Raw genomic sequence first — 21,898 nt, 5'->3', positions numbered from 1 at the left:
TTTTGATTATAATTTTTAAAGATGAGGTTAAATGATTTTTAGGGTGAAATTTTTTCATCTTCAAATCAATTAACCTTATTTTTCTTTTTAAACTCAGTTGGGGTTTCTCCTACCAAATTTTTAAACAATTTATTAAAATAAGAAATACTTTCAAATCCAACATTGTAAGCTATTTCGGCAACGCTTACATCACATAACAATAATGTTTTCGCCTGATTGATTCTGTATTGATTTACAAAATCGGTAAACGTCATATTGGTCTGTTTTTTAAAGTAACGGCAAAATGCAGAAGTGCTGAGATGAACCATTTCTGCAACCGCGTTTACATCTGGATTTTTATCATAATTTTCATGAATATAATTGTAAACGGTTCCTATTCGTACTTTATCATTCAGGAAAAATTTTACTCTTGTATCTTCGTTATTTAATTTCTCAAATTCATCCGAATTGGCGAGAATATTTAAAATATCAATCAATCCTAATAATCGGTCGAAAGATTTTAAATTTTGTATTATTTTCAGCTTTTCAACGGCTTTTTCTTTTGTTTTTCCGTGAAATGAAAATCCGAGATGAGAACGTTCGAGCAGATTTTTAATATTTTCAAACTCAGGTGTGGAAATAATGGTATTTTCAGGAAAGTTTTCGTGAAGCTGAACGACAATTTGTTGGTATTCCGTTTCAATTCCATAATCAAAATTAAGATGGGGAATATTTGGTCCAATTAATACCAAATAACTTCCTACAAAGCCAGAAATATGTTTCCCGACATGGCTGATTCCGTTGATGGCTTCTACATAAACCAACTCAATTTCAGGATGATAATGCCAGAAAAAATAATTTCTGAAACTTGGCGTATGTATCTTAAACGATTGTTCTTTTTCAAACGAAATCAATTCTTTTTCAATTTTCATCTTGTTGTGTGTTTTTCATTTTAAGAACAAATTAACTAAAAAAAAGTCAATGGAGAGCAATAATTTAGCATTTACGATTAATTCACTCAAAATTTTATTGCACAACTTTGCTTCATTAACAAATTAAAATACAGAAATCATGGAAAAATTAGCAGAAACAGCACCAATGATGAATATGATGGGCGGAAAACAAGCAGATCCGGGAAATCCATCTAATTTAACGAAAAATAATCCTCAGCTTTTTAAACGAAAAAATAATGAACCATTAAGAGTTTTATCTGAAGAAGATTGGAAATTCTGGATTGAAAACGGATATATCGTTATTAAGAATGCAATTTCGAAAGAGCAAGCGGCAAAAAGTGCAGCATTTCTTTGGGAATATGAAGGGAAAAAGGCAGATGATAAAGAGACATGGTACACCACGCCACAAACGGCGCATAAAATGAAAGAATTGAATAATGCCGGAATGGTGGAAGTTTATAATACTCCGATTTTATGGGAAAATCGTCAGGCACCGAGAGTTCATCAGGCATTTGCAGATATTTGGGGAACTGAAAATCTTTGGGTAAGCATTGACAGAGCCAATTTGAACTTCCCAATTCGTCCGGGGTTTGAGTATAAAGGATTCATCCATTGGGATTACGATCCGGAGACGAAACCTCAGTACGTGCAAGGTGTTTTGGCATTGGCAGATCAGACTGATGAAAATATGGGAGGTTTCCAATGTATTCCAGAACTTTTCAGGGAATATGATACTTGGAAATTAACACAGCCTGAAGATAGAAACAGGTTCATTCCTGATACAACAGGATTTACACCCACAAAAGTAAAAATGGAAGCTGGAGATTTGTTGATTTTCAACAGTTCAGAACCTCATGGTATCCGAGCGAATAACAGTGATAAAGTAAGAGTGGCACAGTATATTTCAATGGTTCCGGCGGATGAAGAGAACGAAGAACTTCGTCAATGGAGATTAAATTCGTGGCATGACAGAATTTGTCCGGATGGTGACGGGTTCCCAGGAGATCCTTTGCAACGTGAAAAAAATTATCCGATTGCTGAACTTTCGGAATTGGGAAAAAAATTACTTGGACTTAACAAATGGTAATTTGACGAGGGCAGTGAAAGTTTTTCACTGCTTTTTTTGATATCAATAAAAAAACCGAAACAAATCTGCTTCGGTTTCATTTTATTTAAATAATTCTAGAATTATTCAGTATCATATTTACTGATTACTTTCTGAGTAACACCAGAGCTGCTGAATCCACCATCATGGAAAAGATTCTGCATCGTTACTTTTTTCGTAAGATCAGAGAATAAAGTTACACAGTAATCTGCACATTCTAGGGCAGTTGCGTTTCCAAGAGGAGACATATCTTCAGCATAGCCCAAGAAACCTCCGAAACCTTTCACGCCGCTACCTGCAGTAGTTGGAGTTGGAGACTGAGAAACTGTATTTACACGTACTTTTCTTTCGCCCCAATAGTTTCCGAAAGTTCTAGCGATACTTTCTAGATAAGCTTTGTTATCAGACATATCATTATAATCAGGGAACGTTCTTTGTGCAGCAATGTAAGTAAGCGCCAAGATGCTTCCCCATTCATTCATACAGTCTTTTTCATAAGCCACTCGCATTACTTTGTGGAAAGAAACTGCTGAGATATCCCAACCTTTTTCCAACCAATCGTAATTCATTTCTGTATAATGTTTTCCTTTTCTTACGTTGATAGACATCCCGATAGAGTGAAGGATGAAGTCGATTTTTCCAAATTTTGCAACAGCTGCATCAAAAAGCTTTTCAAGATCTTCAATAGAAGTAGCATCTGCACCAATAACTTCTGAACCAGTTTTTTCGGCTAAACCATTAAGTTCTCCCATTCTCAAAGCGATAGGAGCATTAGACAAAATAAATTCAGCACCTTCTTCATGACATCTTTCTGCAACTTTCCATGCGATTGATTGTTCATTAAGGGCTCCAAAAATAATTCCCTTTTTGCCTTTAAGTAAACCGTATGACATAATTTTTTAATGTTTATTAATATTACAAATGTAGCAATAATTTGTGTTTAGAGCATAATAAAAAACGGAGCCTTCTGTAAAAAGACTCCGTTTTTCTTGAAAATATTTATATGACTGAAATTTTAATTCGTTTTTTTGTTCCATTCAGCCTTCACATCCTCTGCTGCATCTTTGGTTTTTTCCCAAGCATCATTAGCTTTATCCTTGATGTCATCCCAGGCATCTGAAGCATTATTCTTTACTCTGTCGAACCAATCTTCCTGTTGCGCTTCTTCATCATTTATTCTTTTTTCATTAATATAGTCTTTAGCTCTGTCAGCAAGTTCTTCAATTTTCCATTTTGCATTGTTTGCTGCGTCTTCTAAAGTGTTTTTCGTGTTATCAACTGTATTTTCTGCTTTGTTGTATTCAGAATTGTTCATAATAGTAAATATTTTATTGTGTGTTGTGATAGAATAAACAAGAACCATTCCTAAAATTTTCATTAGTTGTTAAAATTTTCCTAAAGTTTTTTATTCACTTATTATATAATATAGAATAACTGGAAAATTCACCATATTAATAATATGCTTTGAATAGTATTCTTATTGCCTATAATTCAGACATATTTAGTTGATGATTTTTAAATAACTCAACATTTTTGAAAATTTTTTACGTTTGCTCGACATTTTGTTGGCGTAAATGATAAAGTTTTTTGGCTGATTTGCTTTCAATAAATAGTGATAAATTTAATTTTAATCATTTTTATGTGATATTTTTTATTAAAAATGTAATTTTAATACACTTTAAAAAGAATTAAAACCTGCGTTTTAAGTAGATTTAATGCAGGTTTAATATATAATTAATATAACAATTTCATTCATTAAACAGTGATTAAATAACCGTTTACTCACCTATAAGTGTTTTTGTTGAAAAATATGTAAAAAATTAGCCTTTTTATTGAAAATTCTTATATTTGCAGTGTCAAGTAATAAATAATTAGGAATTCAGCAATGGAAAAAAAATCAATCCTTCAATCCGCTCTTATACTTTTTTTATGTAATACTTTTGCCTTTGCTCAAATAGGGATAGGTACGCCTAATCCGGATGCTTCAGCAATGTTACAAATCAGTTCAAAAAATAAAGGAGTTCTTTTACCAAGTATATCATTAACTTCATTAACAGATAATGCTACAATTCCTTCACCTACAGAAGGTCTTATGGTTTGGAATAACGGAACGGGAGGATTAACGCAAACAGGTTTCTATTACTGGAGTCAGGCTAAATGGAATATGCTTTCTGTAAATACAGGAGGAAGCGGAAACGGAATAAATGGAGGAGGATCTGGTAGTTCTACAGGTTGGAATACGACAGGAACAAACAGCGGAACTTACGCTGCTGAAAATACCGCATTGTCTTTAGGAACAAATACGTTGGATGATTTGGTTTTCAAAGTGAATTCTACGGTAATGGGAAGATTGGGAGTTTATAATTCTGTAAGTTTTGGAAATGGCGCGAATGCTTCACAAAACGGAATTGCTTTAGGAAATTCTAGCAGTGCTTATCAAGGGATTGCGATTGGTGTTAATGCGAAAGTAACTCAAAACCAATCGGTTGCAGTGGGAGAAAATACTAATATTTCTGGTTTCAAGGCGACAGCAGTTGGTTATAATGCTAATGTAACAGTAAATGAAGCAACAGCAGTAGGGAATAATTCTACAGCTTCAGGTTTCCAGTCTACAGCAATTGGTTTCAACTCTAAAACAACAAAGAATGAATCAACAGCTATTGGAAACAATTCACTAGCGGGTGGATTTCAATCCATAGCATTAGGCTTTAATGCAAAAACAAATAATAACAGTGAAACTGCTTTAGGATACAATACAGTAACAAATAATGAAAATTCTACAGCATTAGGCTCAGGAGCTTCGGCAACAGGACATTTTTCAACAGCAGTAGGATATAATGCCTCAACAACCCAGGCAAACGCCATCGTAATTGGTGATAATAATGCTAACGTAGGTATTGGTACTTCTACACCGAATACCGCAGCAAAATTAGATGTAAACGGAACATATAAATTCGGAGACAAAGGGACGATTCAGAAAAATCAGGTAAGTTTTGAGGTTTGGCCAAGTGTTTCTATTAACAATCTTGCGGCTGGGAAATCTACAACATTGAATATTGCCATTCCTCAGGCACTACAATTGGCTTCTACAAGGGCTACCATCACGGTTACTCCGGCGGGTGATTTTGCAGGAAATTCAACTTTTGCAATCTCAAACCCGAGAATGACTTCAAGCTCAAATATTACAATCAATTTAAATAATATTTCTGGGAATGCAGAAAGCTTGTATTCAAGTCATTTTTATGTGACGGTGAATGAATTTTAAGATATAGAATTTATATATATTGATTTGATTTGGTTAGGAGGATTTCAGAATTCCTGAGATCCTTTTTTTTTAATTTGTGTTAATAATCTTCAAAAAGCCCCGGACTTCAATGGAAATCCGGGGCTTTTATTATAGGTAAATATATCTTTAAAAAAGACTATTTAATAATTCTATCCAATACCCAAGTAATCAGGTTTTTCTCAGAAGCATGGTGATCTGCAGAGAATTCTCCACGTCTTCTGTTTGCGATTACGTTGTTCACAGTAATAGCTTTATGGCCTAATAATTTTGAAAGCGCATAAATGGCAGATGTTTCCATTTCGAAATTGGTTACTCCAAGTTCGTTCAATGTTTCAAGGAATTTATCATCCAAAGCCTTCAAACGAAGCTGTCTTCCCTGTGGCGCATAGAATCCCGGGAAAGTTGCTGTGTTTCCGTGGTATTTTGCATCTTTATAATAATCAGCAATATCTTCAGCCCAATCTGCAAAATAAAGCATCGGCTTGATTTTTTCGTAAGGAAATTTTTCTAAAAAATTCTTAGAAAACTCATTCTCAAAGCTGTAATCCTGATAAAAATGCATCAATCCGTCAAGACCCACCACATTTTTAGTTACCAGCATATTATCAACCTGAATATCTGGATTCACGCTTCCGCAAGTTCCCATTCTGAAAAGCTCCAGCGATTTGTGTTCCGTTTTAAATTCTTTATTTTTAAGATCGATATTTACCAAAGCATCAAGCTCGTTCATCACGATATCAATGTTTTCTGTACCAATTCCGGTAGACATTACAGTAATTCTTTCACCACGAAGCGTTCCTGTATGCGTATAAAATTCTCTTTTATTCTTTTTAATCTCTACTTTATCAAAAAAAGCAGAAACTTTTGCCACACGGTCAGGATCTCCTACAAGTACAATCTTATCGGCAATATCTTCCGGCAAAAGGTTTAAGTGATATACACTTCCGTCATCGTTCAGTACCAGCTCTGAAGCTGCAAGTTTGTTTAGCATAAAATATGTTTTTTTAGTTTAGTTTATAAAAATCGCCTCTTTGTAAGGGGTCGGTAGAAATTCCATGATAGAACCATATTCTTCTACAATTCTTTTTTGTCCGTTAAAGACTTCATAAACCGTAAAGGTTGTTTTCTCAAAGTTTTTAGGATCTTTTCGCTGTTGCGTTATCTCATAAAAATGATCGTCTTTTTTCAGTATCGAAACCAGTTCTTCTTTGGTAGAAGTGGTGTTGGCTTCCATCATTTTAGGGAAATCTCTGGCCACTTCAAGAATGGAAGTATAGTTTTTGTAAGGCTTTGTTGTTCCTTTTGAATAAACGTATACGTTAGGAACATCTTTACCTTTCGGAAGTCGAAGCAAATAATAATCTTCGCCACGTTTTTCTGCGTATACCGCCATTTCTTTTTTGCCTTGCGCCAATGAAAAAACGGAAAAAAGACTTCCTACAAAAGCCAATAATAGTTTTGTTTTCATAACAATATTTTAGTTTGATTAGTTCAATTTTAAAATCCTCCCCAATATTCCTTCCTCATTATTTTAAAACAGGCTTTGCTAGAATTCTTTGCCTTTTTAATGAATTAGTTTCGGGGTTTAAAATTAATAAAAATTCCTTTACCTCAATCGTAAAGATGATTAATATGCTATATTCATTAAATTCTTTCATTAATTAATATGAAATTTAAGCTGATTTGCATCTATTTTATATTTAAGCATAATGGTTTTAATGTAAAATGAAATACGTTTGAGTGAATTACGGGCATCCTTCCATAAAATGTAAACATTATTTAATATAAAGTTAAAACACTCGTAAATGGCAAATGATAGTTTTGCGCTAAAAAATTAATGAGATCCTATCCTTTAGCTATTATTGTCCTTTTGATCGGCTTTGCCGTGATGTCTTTTAACCCGACTTACAAGGGAGTCGAAAGTGAAAATACCGTAGTAAATAAAGGATTAAGTGATTTTAAAACGAAATTAAATCAATTAAAATCAGATGTTTATGATTTTTCTGAAGATAGGATTTCATTAGAGAAACTTCGGGAATCATTGAGAAATACGAGAAATTCTTTCAAAGAAATAGAATTTTATATCGCTTATCATTATCCTGAATTTACAAAAACACATTTGAACGCCGCACCGTTATTTCATATTGAAGCAGCCGGAACTTCAGCTTATACTTTGCCTCCGGAAGGTTTGCAGGTTTTAGATGAATTGATTTTTTCTGATGAAGCAAGCGAAAACAAAGAAGAAATTAAAACGATCAGCGATTTTTTGTATAACAGCTATGCTAGTTTTTATTTAAGTTCGGTGAAAAACGGTCTAAGCAAAGGAAATAATAAAACGCTTCCGCTTAGAATCGAGCTGATCAGAATTTATACATTGGGTGTAACAGGTTTTGATACGCCGGGATCTTTAAATATTTCTGAAGAAGCTTCTCACGCGATGTTGGGAATCAAAAAATATATTAATGACGATCTTTATTTTAAAAATTACAATGTTCAGCAAGCCAATACCATTTTAACCGGCGCTCTTGATTATCTTTCAAAAAATACAGATTTTGAAAAGTTTGATAGAATTGAATTTTACAAAAAATATATTCAGCCTTTATACGAAGAATTTGGAAAATGGGATGGGAGAGCAGATGATCTGAAAGAATTTTCAGGTTGGAATGTCAACAGCAAAAACTTTTTCGGCAGCGATTTTCTGGATCCTTATTTTTATACTTTACTGAAATCTTCCGAAGATAATGTTGATTTGAAAAATTTAGGAAAAGAAATTTTCTATGATCAAAAGTTAAGTGACAACGGAAAAATGAGCTGCGCAACCTGCCATTTGCCTGAAAATGCTTTTACAGATTTGAAAACAAAATCTCAAAGCAATGTGGAAGGAAAAACAGTTCTTAGAAATTCACCATCGTTGTATAATGCAGTTTTTGCCAAGCGATTTTTCTATGATTTGAGAGCTTTTTATCTCGAACAACAGGCAGAGCACGTAATTTATAACGAAGATGAGTTTAATACAAGCTATGAAAGTATCATCAAAAAGTTAAAAACAAAACCTCAGTATAAAAAAGCATTTGCCAAAGCCTTCAAAGACGGAAAAGTTAGTAAAGAGAACTTTTCAAAGGCGTTGAGCTCTTATGTTGCGTCATTGTATTCTTTTGAAAGTGATTTTGATAAATTCATGAGAAATGAAAAGGAAATTTCTGAAGATGCAAAAAAAGGATATAATTTATTTATGGGAAAAGCGAATTGCGCGACTTGCCATTTTGCACCACATTTTTCAGGATTGGTTCCGCCGTTTTTTAATGAAAATGAATCTGAAGTATTAGGTGTTACGAAAAAACCGATCAAGCAATTGCCGATTGAATTGGATGATGATAAAGGAAGATTTAAAAGTCCGGTGAAAAAAGAGAATTCTTGGATTTATGAAAATTCTTTTAAAACAGTAACGGTGAGAAATATTGCTTTAACGAAACCATATTTCCACAACGGAGCATTCGATACGCTGGAAGAAGTTCTGGATTTTTATAATGAAGGTGGAGGAGAAGGTTTAGGCTTAAAAATGAAAAATCAAACGTTGCCGCCGGATAAATTAGATTTAAGTGAAACAGAAATGAAACAGATTATCGCTTTCCTGAATTCTTTAACGGATGTGAGCAGAAAGTAATCAACAATCATTGAACTCGAAACAATCGAAGGATTTTTCTGAGATAAAAATATAGTTTTAGTTATTTAAATAAAAGTCGAGACGACTTTGCTGTAAAGAATGATCAATTCAATTTGGTCATTCTTTTTTTATTTAAAATGAATTTTGCACACCAAAAAGTGTCTTAATTTTTCAAAAGTTGCATTCTTAACAATTATTTAACTCCCTTAACATTGGCTTATTGATTAATTAATATTCTCCATATTTTATTTAAAATCCTATTAATAGAGGGTTCGAACTAATAAAATAGTTTTGCATAGTCTAATAAAATTAAGTAAAAAATGAACAGAAAACTATTCACGATTGCAGCTCTGGCTGTGATGACGAGTTCTGCGTTTCAGGCTCAGACTTTCATCTTCAACAAAAATTCTTCTTGGAGCTACAAAGACAACAATCAGGCACAGCCTTCTCAGTGGAAAGACAAAACGTATGATATTTCTACTTGGTCTTCAGGAAACGGACCGTTAGGATATGGCGATCCTGTTACTACACAAACTGCAACCGGACTTATCACGGCTTATTTTGCAAAGGATATTACGGTAAATCTTGCCGATCTTACCGATAATATGGAAATGGGAATCATGAGAGATGATGGTATTGTGGTTTACCTTAACGGTGAAGAAATTATCAGAGATAATATGCCGACGGGAGCTATCGATTTCAATACCTGGTCTAGCACAACAATCGATGGTGCTGCAGAAAATGCATACAATCTTTTTACCATTCCAAAGGCTAAATTCGTAAACGGAACTAACAGAATTTCTATCGAATTGCACAACAGAGGTGCTACGAGTTCAGATTTAAGAATCGATGCGTATCTTAAAACAACGGGACCTGTTGTGGTGAACCCTTCAACGTGTAATGCGGCTCACATCAGCTGTTTTACGTCTATTGTTCCTACGGCTCAGACGGGAAAATTAATTATTCCTGCTGAACACAAGTATCAAATGATCCTGAAAGAAGGTGATAATTATACAGAAGGCGGAGGTCTAGTAGGTGGACAAAACGACTTTACAGCGTATGTTGCTAAAAACGGAAGCAGTACCAACGGTTATCTTTCTGTAAATCACGAAACCAATCCTGGTGGGGTTACGATGGCTGAGATTAATTATAATCCAACTTCAAAACTTTGGCAATTGTCGAGATCAAGAGCCGTAAGTTTCTCAGATCCTAGTTTGGTTCAAACCATCAGAAACTGTTCGGGAGGTATTACACCTTGGGGAACCATCATTACAGCTGAAGAGCAAACTACTTCAGCCGATGTAAACGGAGATGGAATGAAAGATTACGGTTGGTTGGTAGAGATAGATCCTGCGACAGCTCAGGTTATTTCTAAAAATGCAGACGGAACTAAAGGTAAGCTTTGGCAAATGGGAATAATGAACCATGAAAATGTGGTAATCAACAATGCCGGAACTATCGCTTATTACGGTGAAGACGGCGGAACTCACATGGTTTATAAATTTGTTGCAGATACGCCAAATGACCTTTCTTCAGGAGATCTTTATGTATTAAAATTAGATCAGGGATTAACAACAGCGGGCGATCCTGTGGGAACAACAGCAACCTGGCTTCAGGTTCCTAATAAACTGAAAGCCGATCAAAATAATACAGCCTCAGCAGCTCAAACGGTAGGTGGAACAAGATTCAATGGAGTAGAAGATGTTGATATCAGCCCGATCGACGGGAAGATTTATTTCACAGCAAAAGGTTTAGACAGAGTTTATCGTTTACAGGATAACGGAACTACAGCTTCTCAGGTTGAAACTTTCGTAGGTGGAGCTTCTACAACATATTCTTTCGATACTGCTCAGGGAGTGAAAACGGAAGCTTGGGGCGACGGAAACGATAACCTTACATTTGATGAGCTTGGAAACCTTTGGGTATTGCAGGATGGTGGTAAAAACTACATCTGGGTAATTGCTCCGGATCATACAGCTGCAAACCCTAAAGTGAAATTATTCGCTTCTATGCCGGCAGGTTCTGAACCAACAGGTTTAACGTTCACGCCAGATCATAAATTCGGATTTTTCTCTGTTCAGCACCCGAACTCGACGATCTCTACAGATATTGACGCTACAGGAAACACTATTGATTACAAAGGAAAATCTGCAACAATGGTAATTGCTCTGAAAAATAATTTAGGAACAGAAAGCGTATTAGGAACAATTGACAATCACGCTACAGAAAATACAGTAACAGTGGCGCCAAACCCGACTTCTGGATTGGTGAAAATCAATTCTGCAAAAGGATTGAAAGATATTTCAGTAACTGCTTACAGCATGGACGGTAAAATTGTTTTTACGAAAAAATTCTCAGGAACAAATAAAGTTTTAGATCTGGATTTCACATCTCAGCTAGAAGCTTCTCGTATTTTAGTATTAAATATCGAAGCAGAAGGAGGTTTCCAGAAAACCGTAAAACTTGTAAAGAAATAGTTATTAATAATTTTTTGGCTGCCGGTAATTGTTATCGGCGGCCAATTTTTCTTTTTTATGAAAAAACTTTTAGTATTCGCAGCCGTTTTATCACTTTTCTCAGCAAAAGCACAGATTGATCCTGTAAAATATCCAACCTACACCAATATCGATGATGCTTTAAAAAGTAATCAAACTATTTACAGCATGAGTTTTAGAGGGAAAACAATGTTTAATCTTCCGACTGAAATTCAAAAATTGAGTTCCATTTTTTTTCTGAATCTGATGGAAAATAAGTTTGAAAAAATGGATGAATCTATTTTTAAACTAAAGGAACTTACGATTTTAAATGTAAGTGAAAACAGCATCAAATTTATTCCAGATGAAATTGGCGAACTTCAAAAATTGGAAAGTTTTTCAATGAGTTTGAATAGCTTAACAAGCATCAACCAGAATCTTGCTAAACTTCAAAAATTAAAATTCATTCATTTGGATGCCAATAATTTGAATGTTTTTCCGGAAGCGCTCACAAAAATTTCGTCTTTGGAAGAAATTAACCTGCAGGGAAACCAGATCAGTTTTATTTCGAATCATTTAGATGATATTTCAAATCTGAAATCACTAAATCTTTCAGCTAATCAAATCAATGATTTAGGCGATTTATCGTTTCCAAAACAACTAAAATATCTGGAATTACAGCAGAATTCAATTGCGAAACTTCCCGACGGTCTTTTCGATGTTAAAAATCTTGAATATTTAAATGTAAGCAATAACAATATCAAACAGATTTCCACAAAAATAAAAGGGCTGAAAGGAGTTGTAAGTATGAATTTGGCAAATAATGATTTAAAAGATCTTCCAACCGAATTTTCACAATTGAAAAATCTTAAAACATTAATATTAACGGGGAATCCAATGGCAAAAACAACCATTGAAAAACTAAAAGCAATGATGCCGGAAACAAAAATTTATTTCTAAATCAACATATATTTAACAATATTTAATTGATCTAAATTCAATCTAACTTTCACGCACTTGACTCTTTTTACCTTTGCCTTTTTACTTCTAAAAATAAAATAATTAGGATTGAGCTGACATTAATTTATCCGCCAACTCTTTTGGTTTTATACCCCATTTCTTTAAGGATATTCATTATTTTATCACGATTATCGCCTTGAATAATAATCGTTCCATCCTTTTCAGAACCGCCGATTCCTAAGGTGGTTTTTATTTTTTTTGAGATATTTTTCAGCTCTTCCTCACTTCCTTCCCAACCTTCAACAATCGTTACAGGCTTTCCGTTTCTTCCTTTTTTCTCAAACTTGCATACCAAAGGCTCTTTCTGCTTGAATTGCTCTTCAGGCATCTCAAAATCCTGCTCTTCATGCTCAGGAAAAAGATTTTTTAATTGATCTCTTAAATCCATAAAGCAAAAATAATAATTATTTACTTGAGAAGAAAACAAAAAGAATAATTGAATTTTTGAAGGAAACTTTTTTTTGGAGTTATTTGATTTCATCGAAAAGCAGTATTTCTAAACCTCATAGGTTTTTGAAACCTATGAGGTTTGAATTTGTAATATATCTTACTATCTAAAGAAGAAATACGCACAAAGCTTGTCATTCTGGAACGATCTAAGCAAAAATTTTTCCATGATTATTAAACCTAACGGGTTTTTAAAACCCGTTAGGTTTGAACTTGTAATATATCTTACGATCTAAAGAAGAAATACACAAAGCTTGTCATCCTGTAAGGATCTAAGCAACAATTTCTTCATATGATTTTCGGATACTACACATAGATTCCTTCGAGGATGACAAACCGTATGAACTATTAAATCAAAAATGTAAAATCACTGCAATATCCGCTGTTAATAAAAATTAAAACGTTTCAAATTATTAATTTCATTATAAATTAAATAAATTTGTATTACAAAAGTTTACATAATGTCGAAAAAAGCAATATTAGCGATCCTTGACGGATGGGGATTGGGTATGAATCCGGACGTTTCTGCACTAGATAAAGCAAACACACCTTTTATAGATAGCTGTCTTAAAAATTTTCCGCACACAACGCTTGAAGCAAGTGGTTTGGCGGTAGGTCTTCCTGCCGGACAAATGGGAAATTCTGAAGTAGGACACATGAATCTTGGCGCTGGAAGAGTAGTTTACCAAAACTTGGTAAAACTGAATATGGCCGTAGAAAGCGGTACTCTTGGACAGGAAAAAGTAATTCAGGATGCCTTTGAATATGCTAAAAGAGAAAACAAAAAAGTACACTTTATCGGTTTGGTTTCAAACGGGGGGGTGCATTCACATATCAACCATTTAAAAGGCCTTTTAACGGCTGCTCACGAGTCTGGCTTGGATGAAAATGTTTTCGTTCACGCTTTTACAGACGGCCGCGACTGTGATCCGCACTCAGGATTAGGTTTCATCGAAGACCTTCAGAATCACATGGAAAAATCTGTCGGAAAACTGGCCACCGTTATCGGTCGTTACTACGCGATGGACAGAGACAAGAGATGGGAGCGTGTAAAATTGGCGTATGATGCGATGGTAGAAGGCGTTGGAGTTGAAACAACAGATGCATTGGCTGCTATTAAATCGTCTTACGATCAAAATGTGACAGATGAGTTCTTAAAACCAATCATTTTAGTGAACACAACAGAAACAGGAAACGTTGTTCCTGTGGCTAAAATTGTTGATAATGACGTGGTAATAAGTTTCAATTTCCGTACAGACAGAGGTCGTGAAATTACAGAAGTGCTTTCTCAGCAAGATTTCCCTGATTATTTCATGAGAAAACTCAACCTTTATTATATTACATTAACGAATTACGATAAAACATTCCAAAATGTACATGTAGTTTTTGACGAAAATGTATTAGAAGAAACCATGGGAGAGGTGTTGGAAAGACACAACAAAACCCAAATCAGAATCGCTGAAACAGAAAAATATCCTCACGTAACGTTTTTCTTTTCCGGAGGTAGAGAAGAAGAATTTAATGGAGAGAAAAGATTGCTTTGTCCGAGCCCGAAAGATGTTCCGACTTACGATTTGAAGCCTGAAATGTCAGCTTACGATATCACCAACGCTATCGTTCCTGAATTAGAAAATGGAACTGCAGATTTTGTTTGCTTAAATTTCGCCAATACCGATATGGTTGGTCACACAGGCGTTTTTTCAGCGGCAGTAAAAGCGGCAGAGGTTGTTGACAGTTGTATCGAAAAAGTAGCAACAGCAGCTTATGAAAACGGATATGCGGTTTTCATTTTGGCAGACCACGGAAACTCAGATGTAATGATTAATCCTGACGGCACACCAAACACTCAGCATTCAACCAATTTAGTCCCTTTTATCGTGATGGATAAAGAGCACACTTGGAATTTAAAACCTGGAAAATTAGGAGACGTTGCTCCAACCATTCTAAATGTAATGGGAGTTGAAATTCCGGAAATTATGACTGGAGATATTTTAGTGAGCTAACCGAATTTATTTTTTTTTAAAGCTATTTGATTACATCGAAAAGCTGCTTTTAATTTTTTATTTGAAGCTTTTTCCCGCTTTCCACTATATCTTTTTCGCCAGTGCTTTTTTCAAGCATTTCAGAAAAAGGATGCCGTTGCAATCGGGGCTAGGTTTTCAGCCGTTCATTAAAATATTCGAAAATATCCATAAAGTTTGTCATCCTGAAAGGATCTAGGCATAGTATTAGAAAACAAACTGGAAATATTCGAGCTTAGATCCTTCTAGGATGACAACTTTGAAAAATAAAAGTTTAAAGAATGAAACCTTTGAGATCTTAGTTAAATGAAAACGCCTTTGTGAACTTAAAAAAGTATAGTAGTTTTAAAAAAAACTTTGCGAGCTTTGCGTTCAAATTCAATTTAAAATTAAAAATCATTTTAGTTAGCTAAAATTGAATAATATTAAAGAAAAAATGCCGTTATAATTTGTATAGCGGCATTTTTTTATGATTAATATCAGACAGAATTAACATAATATTATGGCATAAATAATAAATAAATTTTTAACTTTGTAAATTGAAATCAAAATTGTACGATGTATCAGAACCTAGTAAGGAAAGAAGTAATGGGTATTTTAGGGAAAGAAGTTGGTTCTTTTCTAGATAAGTTTTTAACACCAATTGAAAAAATATGGCAACCATCCGATTATCTTCCAGATCCATCAAGTGATGATTTTAAATATGATTTAGAAGAAATTCAGACTTTTGCACGCGAAATGCCTTATGATCTTTTCGTCACACTTATTGGTGACTGTATTACAGAAGAAGCTTTGCCTTCTTATGAATCTTGGTTAATGGGTGTAGAAGGTATTGATCAGGAAGAAAATGCTGTAGGATGGGCAAGCTGGATAAGATCTTGGACGGCTGAAGAAAACAGACACGGAGATCTTCTAGGTAAGTATCTTTATTTATGTGGAAGGGTAAATATGAGACAGATGGAAATCACGACTCAATACCTTATTAGTGATGGTTTTGATATCGGTACCAGTATGGATCCTTACCGAAATTTTGTGTATACAAGTTTTCAGGAAACAGCAACTAACATTTCTCACAGAAGAGTAGGAACATTAGCTAAACAAACAGGAAATGGAAAATTGGCTAAAATGTGTGGCGTAATTGCTGCAGACGAGGCCAGACATGCTAAAGCATATAAATATTTCGTATCTAGAATTCTTGAAATTGATCCTTCAGAAATGATTATCGCTTTTGAAGACATGATGCGAAAGAAAATCGTAATGCCGGCTCATATGATGAGACAATCAGGACAAAAAGCTGGTGAACTTTGGGAGCATTTCTCAGATGCTGCACAAAGATGTATGGTATACACAGGTCAGGATTATATTAATATTATGAAAGATCTATTGGATGAATGGAAGATTGAGCACATAAAAGGGCTTAATGAAAAGGCAGAAAAAGCTCAGGAATATCTAATGAAACTACCGGGAAGATTACAGAAAATCACAGATAGAATTTCTACTCCGGATCTTCAGTTTCAGTTCAATTGGGTGAAAGATTAGTTCCATATTATCATTAAATTATAAAAGAGGAGTGCTAGAGTTTTTTGGCACTCTTTTTATTTCTTATCTTTGCAAAGCTAAAAAAAGACAAAATGTTAAATAATAAAAAAATTGCGGTGGATTTTGACGGAACTATTGTTGATGATGCATATCCGGCAATTGGGAAAGCTAAAATATTCGCGTTCGAAACATTAAAAAGACTTCAGGCAGAAGGGTTTCGATTAATTCTTTGGACTTACAGACACGGGAAAACGCTAGACGAAGCAGTAGAATTCTGCAAACAAAACGGAATTGAGTTCTATGCGGTTAATTCAAGTTTTGAAGGAGAAGTTTTTGACTCGGCTAATCAATCAAGAAAATTAGATGCAGATTGGTTTATTGATGATAGAAATTTAGGAGGATTTCCTGGTTGGGGTGAGATCTACAATATTATTCAGGAAAGAATAGAATTCCGTGTAGAAGGTAAAGAAGTTTTAGCCTATTCAAAGCTTAAAAAAGAAAAGAAAAAAGGGTTATTCTGGTAGAATATCCGATGTAGCAATTTAGCAATATAACAATCTACCAATCAGCATAGGCACATCATTGTTACACTGATACACTGTTATATTGTTACATTTATAAATTAGAACATGATTCAATTAAAAACAATAGACGAATTACGTCTTATGAAGGAAAGTGCTCGATTGGTTTCAAAAACATTAGGAATGTTGGCGAAAGAGATCAAACCGGGTATCAATACTTTGCATTTAGATAAATTAGCACACGATTTTATTAAAGATCACGGTGCTGAACCTGCATTTTTAGGATACGGTGGTTTCCCGAATTCTTTATGTATTTCTCCAAACGATCAGGTGGTTCACGGTTTTCCGAATAAAGATATCGTGAAAGAAGGTGATGTACTTTCTGTTGATTGTGGAGTTATTTTGAATGGTTTTGTAGGAGATCACGCTTACACTTTTGAAATCGGTGAAGTGGCTCCTGAAACTAAAAAACTTTTAAAAGTTGCGAAAGAATCTCTTTATAAAGGGATCGAACAATGTGTAAGAGGAAAGAGAATCGGAGATATTTCTCACGCGATCCAGGCTCACTGTGAAAAAGAAGGATATGGAGTGGTTAGAGAGCTTGTAGGTCATGGCGTTGGTAGAAAAATGCACGAAGATCCTCAGGTTCCGAACTATGGAAGACAGGGAAGTGGTAAAGTAATCAAAGATGGTTTGGCAATTGCGATCGAACCGATGATTAACCTTGGAACTGAAAAAGTGAAATTCCATGATGATGGTTGGACGGTGACTACTTTAGATAACAAACCTTCTGCGCACTTCGAGCACGATGTAGCGGTAATCAACGGTAAGCCGGTATTGCTTTCTACATTCCAATATGTTTATGAAGCGCTAGGAATTGTAAGTGAAGAAGAAAAAGCTTTCCAATTGGATTTTTAATGAAAAAAGTCACTAAACTTTTATTAAATAAAATTCCACGTCCGATGCTGATTAAAATGAGCATTTGGGCGCGACCTCTTATTTATCAGTTTTTTAAAGGTGATAAATTTCAGGATCCTATTGATGGTAGATATTATCGAAAATTTCTTCCTTATGGATACGGAAATCAGCGGGAGAACGCACTTTCTCCCGGAACGTTAAGCTTAGAAAGACATCGCCAAATGTGGCTCTATCTTCAAAACGAAACAGACTTTTTCATTAAAAACTATAAAGTTCTTCATATTGCTCCAGAACAGGAATTTTTGAGAAAGTTTAAAAGAATGAAAAACTTGGATTATATTTCCGCCGATTTATTTTCTCCGATTGTTGACGTAAAAGCAGACATTCTGGATCTTCCATTTGAAGATGAAAGTTTTGATATTGTTTTCTGTAATCACGTTTTAGAGCACATTGAAGACGATGCAAAAGCGATGAGTGAATTGTACAGAGTGATGCGTAAAGGCGGCTGGGGAATTCTTCAGGTTCCGATGAAAAATTCATTGGAAAAAACCTATGAAGATTTTAGCATAAAAGATCCGAAGGAAAGACAGAAACATTTTGGGCAGTACGATCACGTTCGCTGGTACGGAATGGATTATTTCGATCGTTTAAGAAAAGCAGGCTTTGAAACAGAACCTAACTTTTATTCACAAAAATTCTCCACAGAGGAAATCAAAAAATACGGACTAAGAACCAATGAAATCCTTCCCGTTGTTTTTAAGAAATAAAATAAAAACACGTCTCCAATTCGGAAGACGTGTTTTTTATTAATTTGATAGAAGTTTTAATTTTTAATAAAAGTTTGCCCTTTATGATTTTCTACAGACAAAATATATTGCCCTTTTGGTAAATCATTGGTGTTAATTTTAGTTTTACCATCAGTCGTTTTACCTTCCTGAACTAATTTCCCTGAGAAATCATAGATTTTTACAGATAAGTTTTTAGAAATATTATCAATGGTTAATTCCTCTTTTACAGGATTAGGATAAGCTGAGAAAGTTTTGTTTTTAGAAGCCGTTTCGCTTGTTCCCAATACACCAATTGCAACGCCATCATAATAAAACTTATCACCTAAAGGAGCTGTCATAATCAATGTCTTTGTATTTCCATTCGTTTGAATTTCATAATGGTAAAATGCTCCATTGGTTCCATCATTGTAAAGATTACAGTTTTTTTGATCATAATCAATTACCGCAGTTGCATTTGTACCGTTATAAACTGTTGATGTACAGCCTCCCGAAGATTTGGTGATGTAAGTACTTCCAGACATGGTATTGAAACCCAAGGTAGAAGTGTTCACATAATTTGAACTAAAAGTGAAACTTGTACCTCCGTTTGCTACAAAAGTCGAGGCTGGAATCGGGCCATCTTTAGCAGGTGCATTCGTTGTCTGTCCGCTGTTAGTTACCATTTTGGTCATGTACCAATTGTAAGAGAGCAAATCTGAGGTTTGTGCAGATAATAAACCTCCCGTTAGTAGTAATAATAAAGCTTTTTTCATAACTTAAAAATTTTCACTAAGATATGAAAAATTAATAATTCTTTACTTAGTGAGAAACAAATTTTAATCCAATTACAGATCCTACTAATGTTATAATGAAAAATATTCTCCAGAAATTTACCGGGTCTTTAAAGAAAAAAATGCCCATTAAAACGGTTCCGACGGCGCCAATCCCGGTCCAGACTGCATAAGCGGTTCCGATAGGTAAAGTTTGTGTCGCTTTGATTAACAATAACATACTTACCGTTAAAGAAACAAGAAACCCCGCAAACCATAAATACATAATGTTTCCAGAAGTTTCCTTTACTTTTCCTAAACATGAGGCAAATGCCACTTCAAATAATCCTGCGATAATTAAGATAATCCAATTCATTTTTTATAATTTTCTCGCGCAAAGTTCCGACTTTAGGAGCGTAGAAAATTTTACAATTGTTAAAAAATGAATTATTTTTTTGCAGAAAAACACACTCCAACTCTAAAACTCTCATACTCTCGAACACACAAAACTCACTTAATCTCCGCCCGAATTCTGCTCAAGCTCACCTGCGTTATTCCCAAATAAGAAGCAATATGACCTAACTGAACTCTTCTCAAAAGGCTTGGCTTATCGCGCATCAAATCTTTATATCGCTCTAAAGAGGTTTTGAACTGTCTTGAAATAATCAATTCTTCCGTTTTTACCAGTTCTCTTTCAGCAAATTTTCTTCCCCAATTGGCAATATGAATATCTTCGTTGAATAATTTTCGCAAATTTTCGGTTTCCAATTTGTAAAGATCACAATCTTCCAAAAGTTCAATATTTTCATATCCTGGTTTATTTTCCACATAACTTTTCATCGAAACAACAGTTTCACCTTCATTGCCAAACCAAAACGTGATATCGTTTTCTTCTCGCGATGCATACGCCCGTACAATTCCTTTTTTAATAAAGTAAACATAAGGAACTACCTTTTCAGCTTCCATCAGGCAAAATGATTTGGGATGAGAAACTTCAGTAATATATTGCTGCAGATTTTCTTTTGACGAAGCAGGTAGTTTATAAATAGAATCAAGAATTTCGTTTATCTCCATTAAATTAATTATAGTTGAATCAAAATTATCAGTTTTTTGATACTTTAAAACATAGAATAAGGATAAGTTTGAATTTTTTTTACATTTTATTTGAATAAACGTTTAACCAGATTTAGCTTAAATACAATCTGACAGTTTACATTTGCTTAACATTAAATTAATAGTAAGTAAACTATGTAAAATTAATATATTGATTATCAGTGTTTTGTTTTTTGTTCTTGCTGTTTTTCAAAAAGTCGCGAAAATACAATAATTTTTTAACTGACCAAAAAAAAGAGGGTATTGTATTGTAACTGTTTTATAGAATACTTTTGTATCGTAAAATAGTTTCTATGAAAAGAGCTTCCATTAAAGACATTGCGAAAATTGCCGGAGTATCTGTGGCAACTGTTTCCTATGTTTTAAACCGAAAAGAAGGAAGCAGAATCAGCGAAGCAACAAAGAAAAAAATCCTTGATGTAGCTGAAACGATTAACTATACGCCTAATAAAATAGCCAAAAGTTTAAAGACCAATAAGAGTAAACTAATTGGACTTATCGTTGCCGATATTTCAAATGATTTTTATTCAAATATCGCCAGAAATATTGAAGATGAAGCAATGAAAATGGGCTATACGCTTCTTATCGGAAGTTCTGATGAAAATCCTGAAAAGTTTAAAAAACTGACAGAACTTTTTTCCGAACAACAGGTTGATGGGATGATTGTAGCGCCTGTTGTAGATTCGGATGATGCGATTAAAAAGTTAATTAAAGAAGAATATCCGGTGGTAACCATCGACCGATACTTAAAAAATGTGGCGATTCCCGGAGTAATGATTAATAATTCCGAGATTTCAGAATACATCTGTGAATATCTGATTGAGAAAAGCTTTGAAGAGATTATTTATGTGGGTTATGATACCAAACTCCCACATCTACTTGACAGACAGGAAGGATTTGATAAGCAAATTTCATCTTCTTTGGTTAAATACAAAAAAGTTTTAATCGGAATTCATAATATCACAGAAGATATTCATCATGAACTTTCTGAAAATTTAAAAGATATTCAGAAGAAAACGGCTATTTATTTTTCAAGTAACAAACTTGCGGTTGCAGGTTTAAGCTATTTAAACAAAAATAATATCAAAGTTCCTCAGGATGTTTCCGTAATTGCATTTGATGAAACGGAAGCTTACAAACTTTTCCCTACAGAAATCGATTACGTGCAGCAACCTTTGGTAGAGATGGCGCAGGAATCTGTGAAACTTCTTGATGCACAGATCGGTAAATATATTCCGGATGGAAAAAAAGTTTCCTTTTCGGCAAAATTAGTCAATAAAAATTCAGTAAAATAAAAAATTTAGTTAATTAATTAAACGTT

General features: G+C 34.3%; 20 protein-coding genes. 11 read left to right on the top strand and 9 right to left on the bottom strand.

All coding sequences use genetic code 11. The annotated features are described in order from the left end of the window. Positions 1-65: 65 nt before the first annotated feature. Complete coding sequence (locus tag OXQ85_RS07400) at positions 66-911, bottom strand: AraC family transcriptional regulator (RefSeq protein ID WP_267403189.1); 846 nt, start codon at positions 909-911, stop codon at positions 66-68. A gap of 139 nt (positions 912-1,050) precedes the next feature. On the opposite strand from OXQ85_RS07400, the gene OXQ85_RS07395 reads away from it, so the two are divergent. Next, positions 1,051-2,019, top strand: a complete 969-nt coding sequence (locus OXQ85_RS07395; protein WP_267403188.1) for a phytanoyl-CoA dioxygenase family protein — start codon at positions 1,051-1,053, stop codon at positions 2,017-2,019. A gap of 101 nt (positions 2,020-2,120) precedes the next feature. On the opposite strand, the gene OXQ85_RS07390 is transcribed toward OXQ85_RS07395, so the two are convergent. Beyond that, complete coding sequence (locus tag OXQ85_RS07390; RefSeq protein ID WP_267403187.1) at positions 2,121-2,930, bottom strand: SDR family oxidoreductase; 810 nt, start codon at positions 2,928-2,930, stop codon at positions 2,121-2,123. A 122-nt stretch (positions 2,931-3,052) separates the two neighbouring features. Beyond that, a complete protein-coding gene (locus OXQ85_RS07385; protein ID WP_267403186.1) occupies positions 3,053-3,415 on the bottom strand; it encodes a hypothetical protein in 363 nt (120 codons plus the stop codon). A 507-nt stretch (positions 3,416-3,922) separates the two neighbouring features. On the opposite strand from OXQ85_RS07385, the gene OXQ85_RS07380 reads away from it, so the two are divergent. Then, positions 3,923-5,302 (top strand): hypothetical protein, encoded by a 1,380-nt coding sequence (locus OXQ85_RS07380; RefSeq protein ID WP_267403185.1) that lies wholly within the window; start codon positions 3,923-3,925, stop codon positions 5,300-5,302. Positions 5,303-5,459: 157 nt separating this feature from the next. On the opposite strand, the gene OXQ85_RS07375 is transcribed toward OXQ85_RS07380, so the two are convergent. Together OXQ85_RS07375 and OXQ85_RS07370 are read right to left on the bottom strand one after the other, a co-directional pair. Further along, positions 5,460-6,314: a nucleoside phosphorylase gene (locus OXQ85_RS07375; protein ID WP_267403184.1), complete on the bottom strand. Its 855-nt coding sequence runs from the start codon at positions 6,312-6,314 to the stop codon at positions 5,460-5,462. An 18-nt stretch (positions 6,315-6,332) separates the two neighbouring features. Continuing rightward, positions 6,333-6,791 carry a hypothetical protein gene (locus OXQ85_RS07370; protein WP_267403183.1) on the bottom strand — a complete coding sequence of 153 codons (459 nt, stop codon included), beginning with the start codon at positions 6,789-6,791 and terminating at the stop codon, positions 6,333-6,335. A 369-nt stretch (positions 6,792-7,160) separates the two neighbouring features. Between OXQ85_RS07370 and OXQ85_RS07365 the strand changes: the two genes are divergently transcribed. The 3 genes from OXQ85_RS07365 (at position 7,161) to OXQ85_RS07355 (ending at position 12,421) form a co-directional block, all read left to right on the top strand. Then, positions 7,161-8,987 (top strand): cytochrome c peroxidase, encoded by a 1,827-nt coding sequence (locus OXQ85_RS07365; protein WP_267403182.1) that lies wholly within the window; start codon positions 7,161-7,163, stop codon positions 8,985-8,987. 320 nt (positions 8,988-9,307) lie between these two features. Further along, a complete protein-coding gene (locus tag OXQ85_RS07360; RefSeq protein ID WP_267403181.1) occupies positions 9,308-11,464 on the top strand; it encodes an alkaline phosphatase PhoX in 2,157 nt (718 codons plus the stop codon). A gap of 57 nt (positions 11,465-11,521) precedes the next feature. Next, the gene (locus OXQ85_RS07355; protein WP_267403180.1) at positions 11,522-12,421 is read left to right on the top strand and encodes a leucine-rich repeat domain-containing protein; all 900 of its coding nucleotides are present in this window, start codon (positions 11,522-11,524) and stop codon (positions 12,419-12,421) included. Between the two features lie 124 nt (positions 12,422-12,545). On the opposite strand, the gene OXQ85_RS07350 is transcribed toward OXQ85_RS07355, so the two are convergent. Beyond that, positions 12,546-12,869 (bottom strand): translation initiation factor, encoded by a 324-nt coding sequence (locus tag OXQ85_RS07350; protein ID WP_267403179.1) that lies wholly within the window; start codon positions 12,867-12,869, stop codon positions 12,546-12,548. 520 nt (positions 12,870-13,389) lie between these two features. Here OXQ85_RS07350 and gpmI point away from each other — a divergent pair. The 5 genes from gpmI (at position 13,390) to OXQ85_RS07325 (ending at position 18,694) form a co-directional block, all read left to right on the top strand. Then, positions 13,390-14,931: a 2,3-bisphosphoglycerate-independent phosphoglycerate mutase gene (gene gpmI, locus OXQ85_RS07345; RefSeq protein ID WP_267403178.1), complete on the top strand. Its 1,542-nt coding sequence runs from the start codon at positions 13,390-13,392 to the stop codon at positions 14,929-14,931. Positions 14,932-15,507: 576 nt separating this feature from the next. Continuing rightward, positions 15,508-16,488, top strand: coding sequence for an acyl-ACP desaturase (locus OXQ85_RS07340; RefSeq protein ID WP_267403177.1), 981 nt, complete (start codon positions 15,508-15,510; stop codon positions 16,486-16,488). A 92-nt stretch (positions 16,489-16,580) separates the two neighbouring features. Continuing rightward, positions 16,581-17,012 (top strand): hypothetical protein, encoded by a 432-nt coding sequence (locus tag OXQ85_RS07335; protein ID WP_267403176.1) that lies wholly within the window; start codon positions 16,581-16,583, stop codon positions 17,010-17,012. 105 nt (positions 17,013-17,117) lie between these two features. After that, complete coding sequence (gene map / locus OXQ85_RS07330) at positions 17,118-17,927, top strand: type I methionyl aminopeptidase (protein ID WP_267403175.1); 810 nt, start codon at positions 17,118-17,120, stop codon at positions 17,925-17,927. After that, a complete protein-coding gene (locus tag OXQ85_RS07325) occupies positions 17,927-18,694 on the top strand; it encodes a class I SAM-dependent methyltransferase (RefSeq protein ID WP_267403174.1) in 768 nt (255 codons plus the stop codon). Before map ends, OXQ85_RS07325 begins: the two co-directional genes overlap by 1 nt. Positions 18,695-18,750: 56 nt before the next feature. On the opposite strand, the gene OXQ85_RS07320 is transcribed toward OXQ85_RS07325, so the two are convergent. The 3 genes from OXQ85_RS07320 to OXQ85_RS07310 form a co-directional block, all read right to left on the bottom strand. After that, positions 18,751-19,467, bottom strand: coding sequence for a T9SS type A sorting domain-containing protein (locus OXQ85_RS07320; RefSeq protein WP_267403173.1), 717 nt, complete (start codon positions 19,465-19,467; stop codon positions 18,751-18,753). Positions 19,468-19,513: 46 nt separating this feature from the next. Beyond that, positions 19,514-19,840, bottom strand: coding sequence for a multidrug efflux SMR transporter (locus tag OXQ85_RS07315; protein ID WP_267403172.1), 327 nt, complete (start codon positions 19,838-19,840; stop codon positions 19,514-19,516). A 134-nt stretch (positions 19,841-19,974) separates the two neighbouring features. Then, positions 19,975-20,538: a Crp/Fnr family transcriptional regulator gene (locus OXQ85_RS07310; protein ID WP_267403171.1), complete on the bottom strand. Its 564-nt coding sequence runs from the start codon at positions 20,536-20,538 to the stop codon at positions 19,975-19,977. A gap of 332 nt (positions 20,539-20,870) precedes the next feature. On the opposite strand from OXQ85_RS07310, the gene OXQ85_RS07305 reads away from it, so the two are divergent. Next, a complete protein-coding gene (locus OXQ85_RS07305) occupies positions 20,871-21,872 on the top strand; it encodes a LacI family DNA-binding transcriptional regulator (protein WP_267403170.1) in 1,002 nt (333 codons plus the stop codon). Positions 21,873-21,898: the final 26 nt, after the last annotated feature.

Origin of the sequence: Chryseobacterium sp. GM_Chr_2 (assembly GCF_026540445.1) — a bacterium.
Classification (GTDB): Bacteria; Bacteroidota; Bacteroidia; order Flavobacteriales; family Weeksellaceae; genus Chryseobacterium.
Note: the sequence above shows the minus strand (reverse complement) of the source record. Positions and strands in the feature narration are given on the sequence as shown.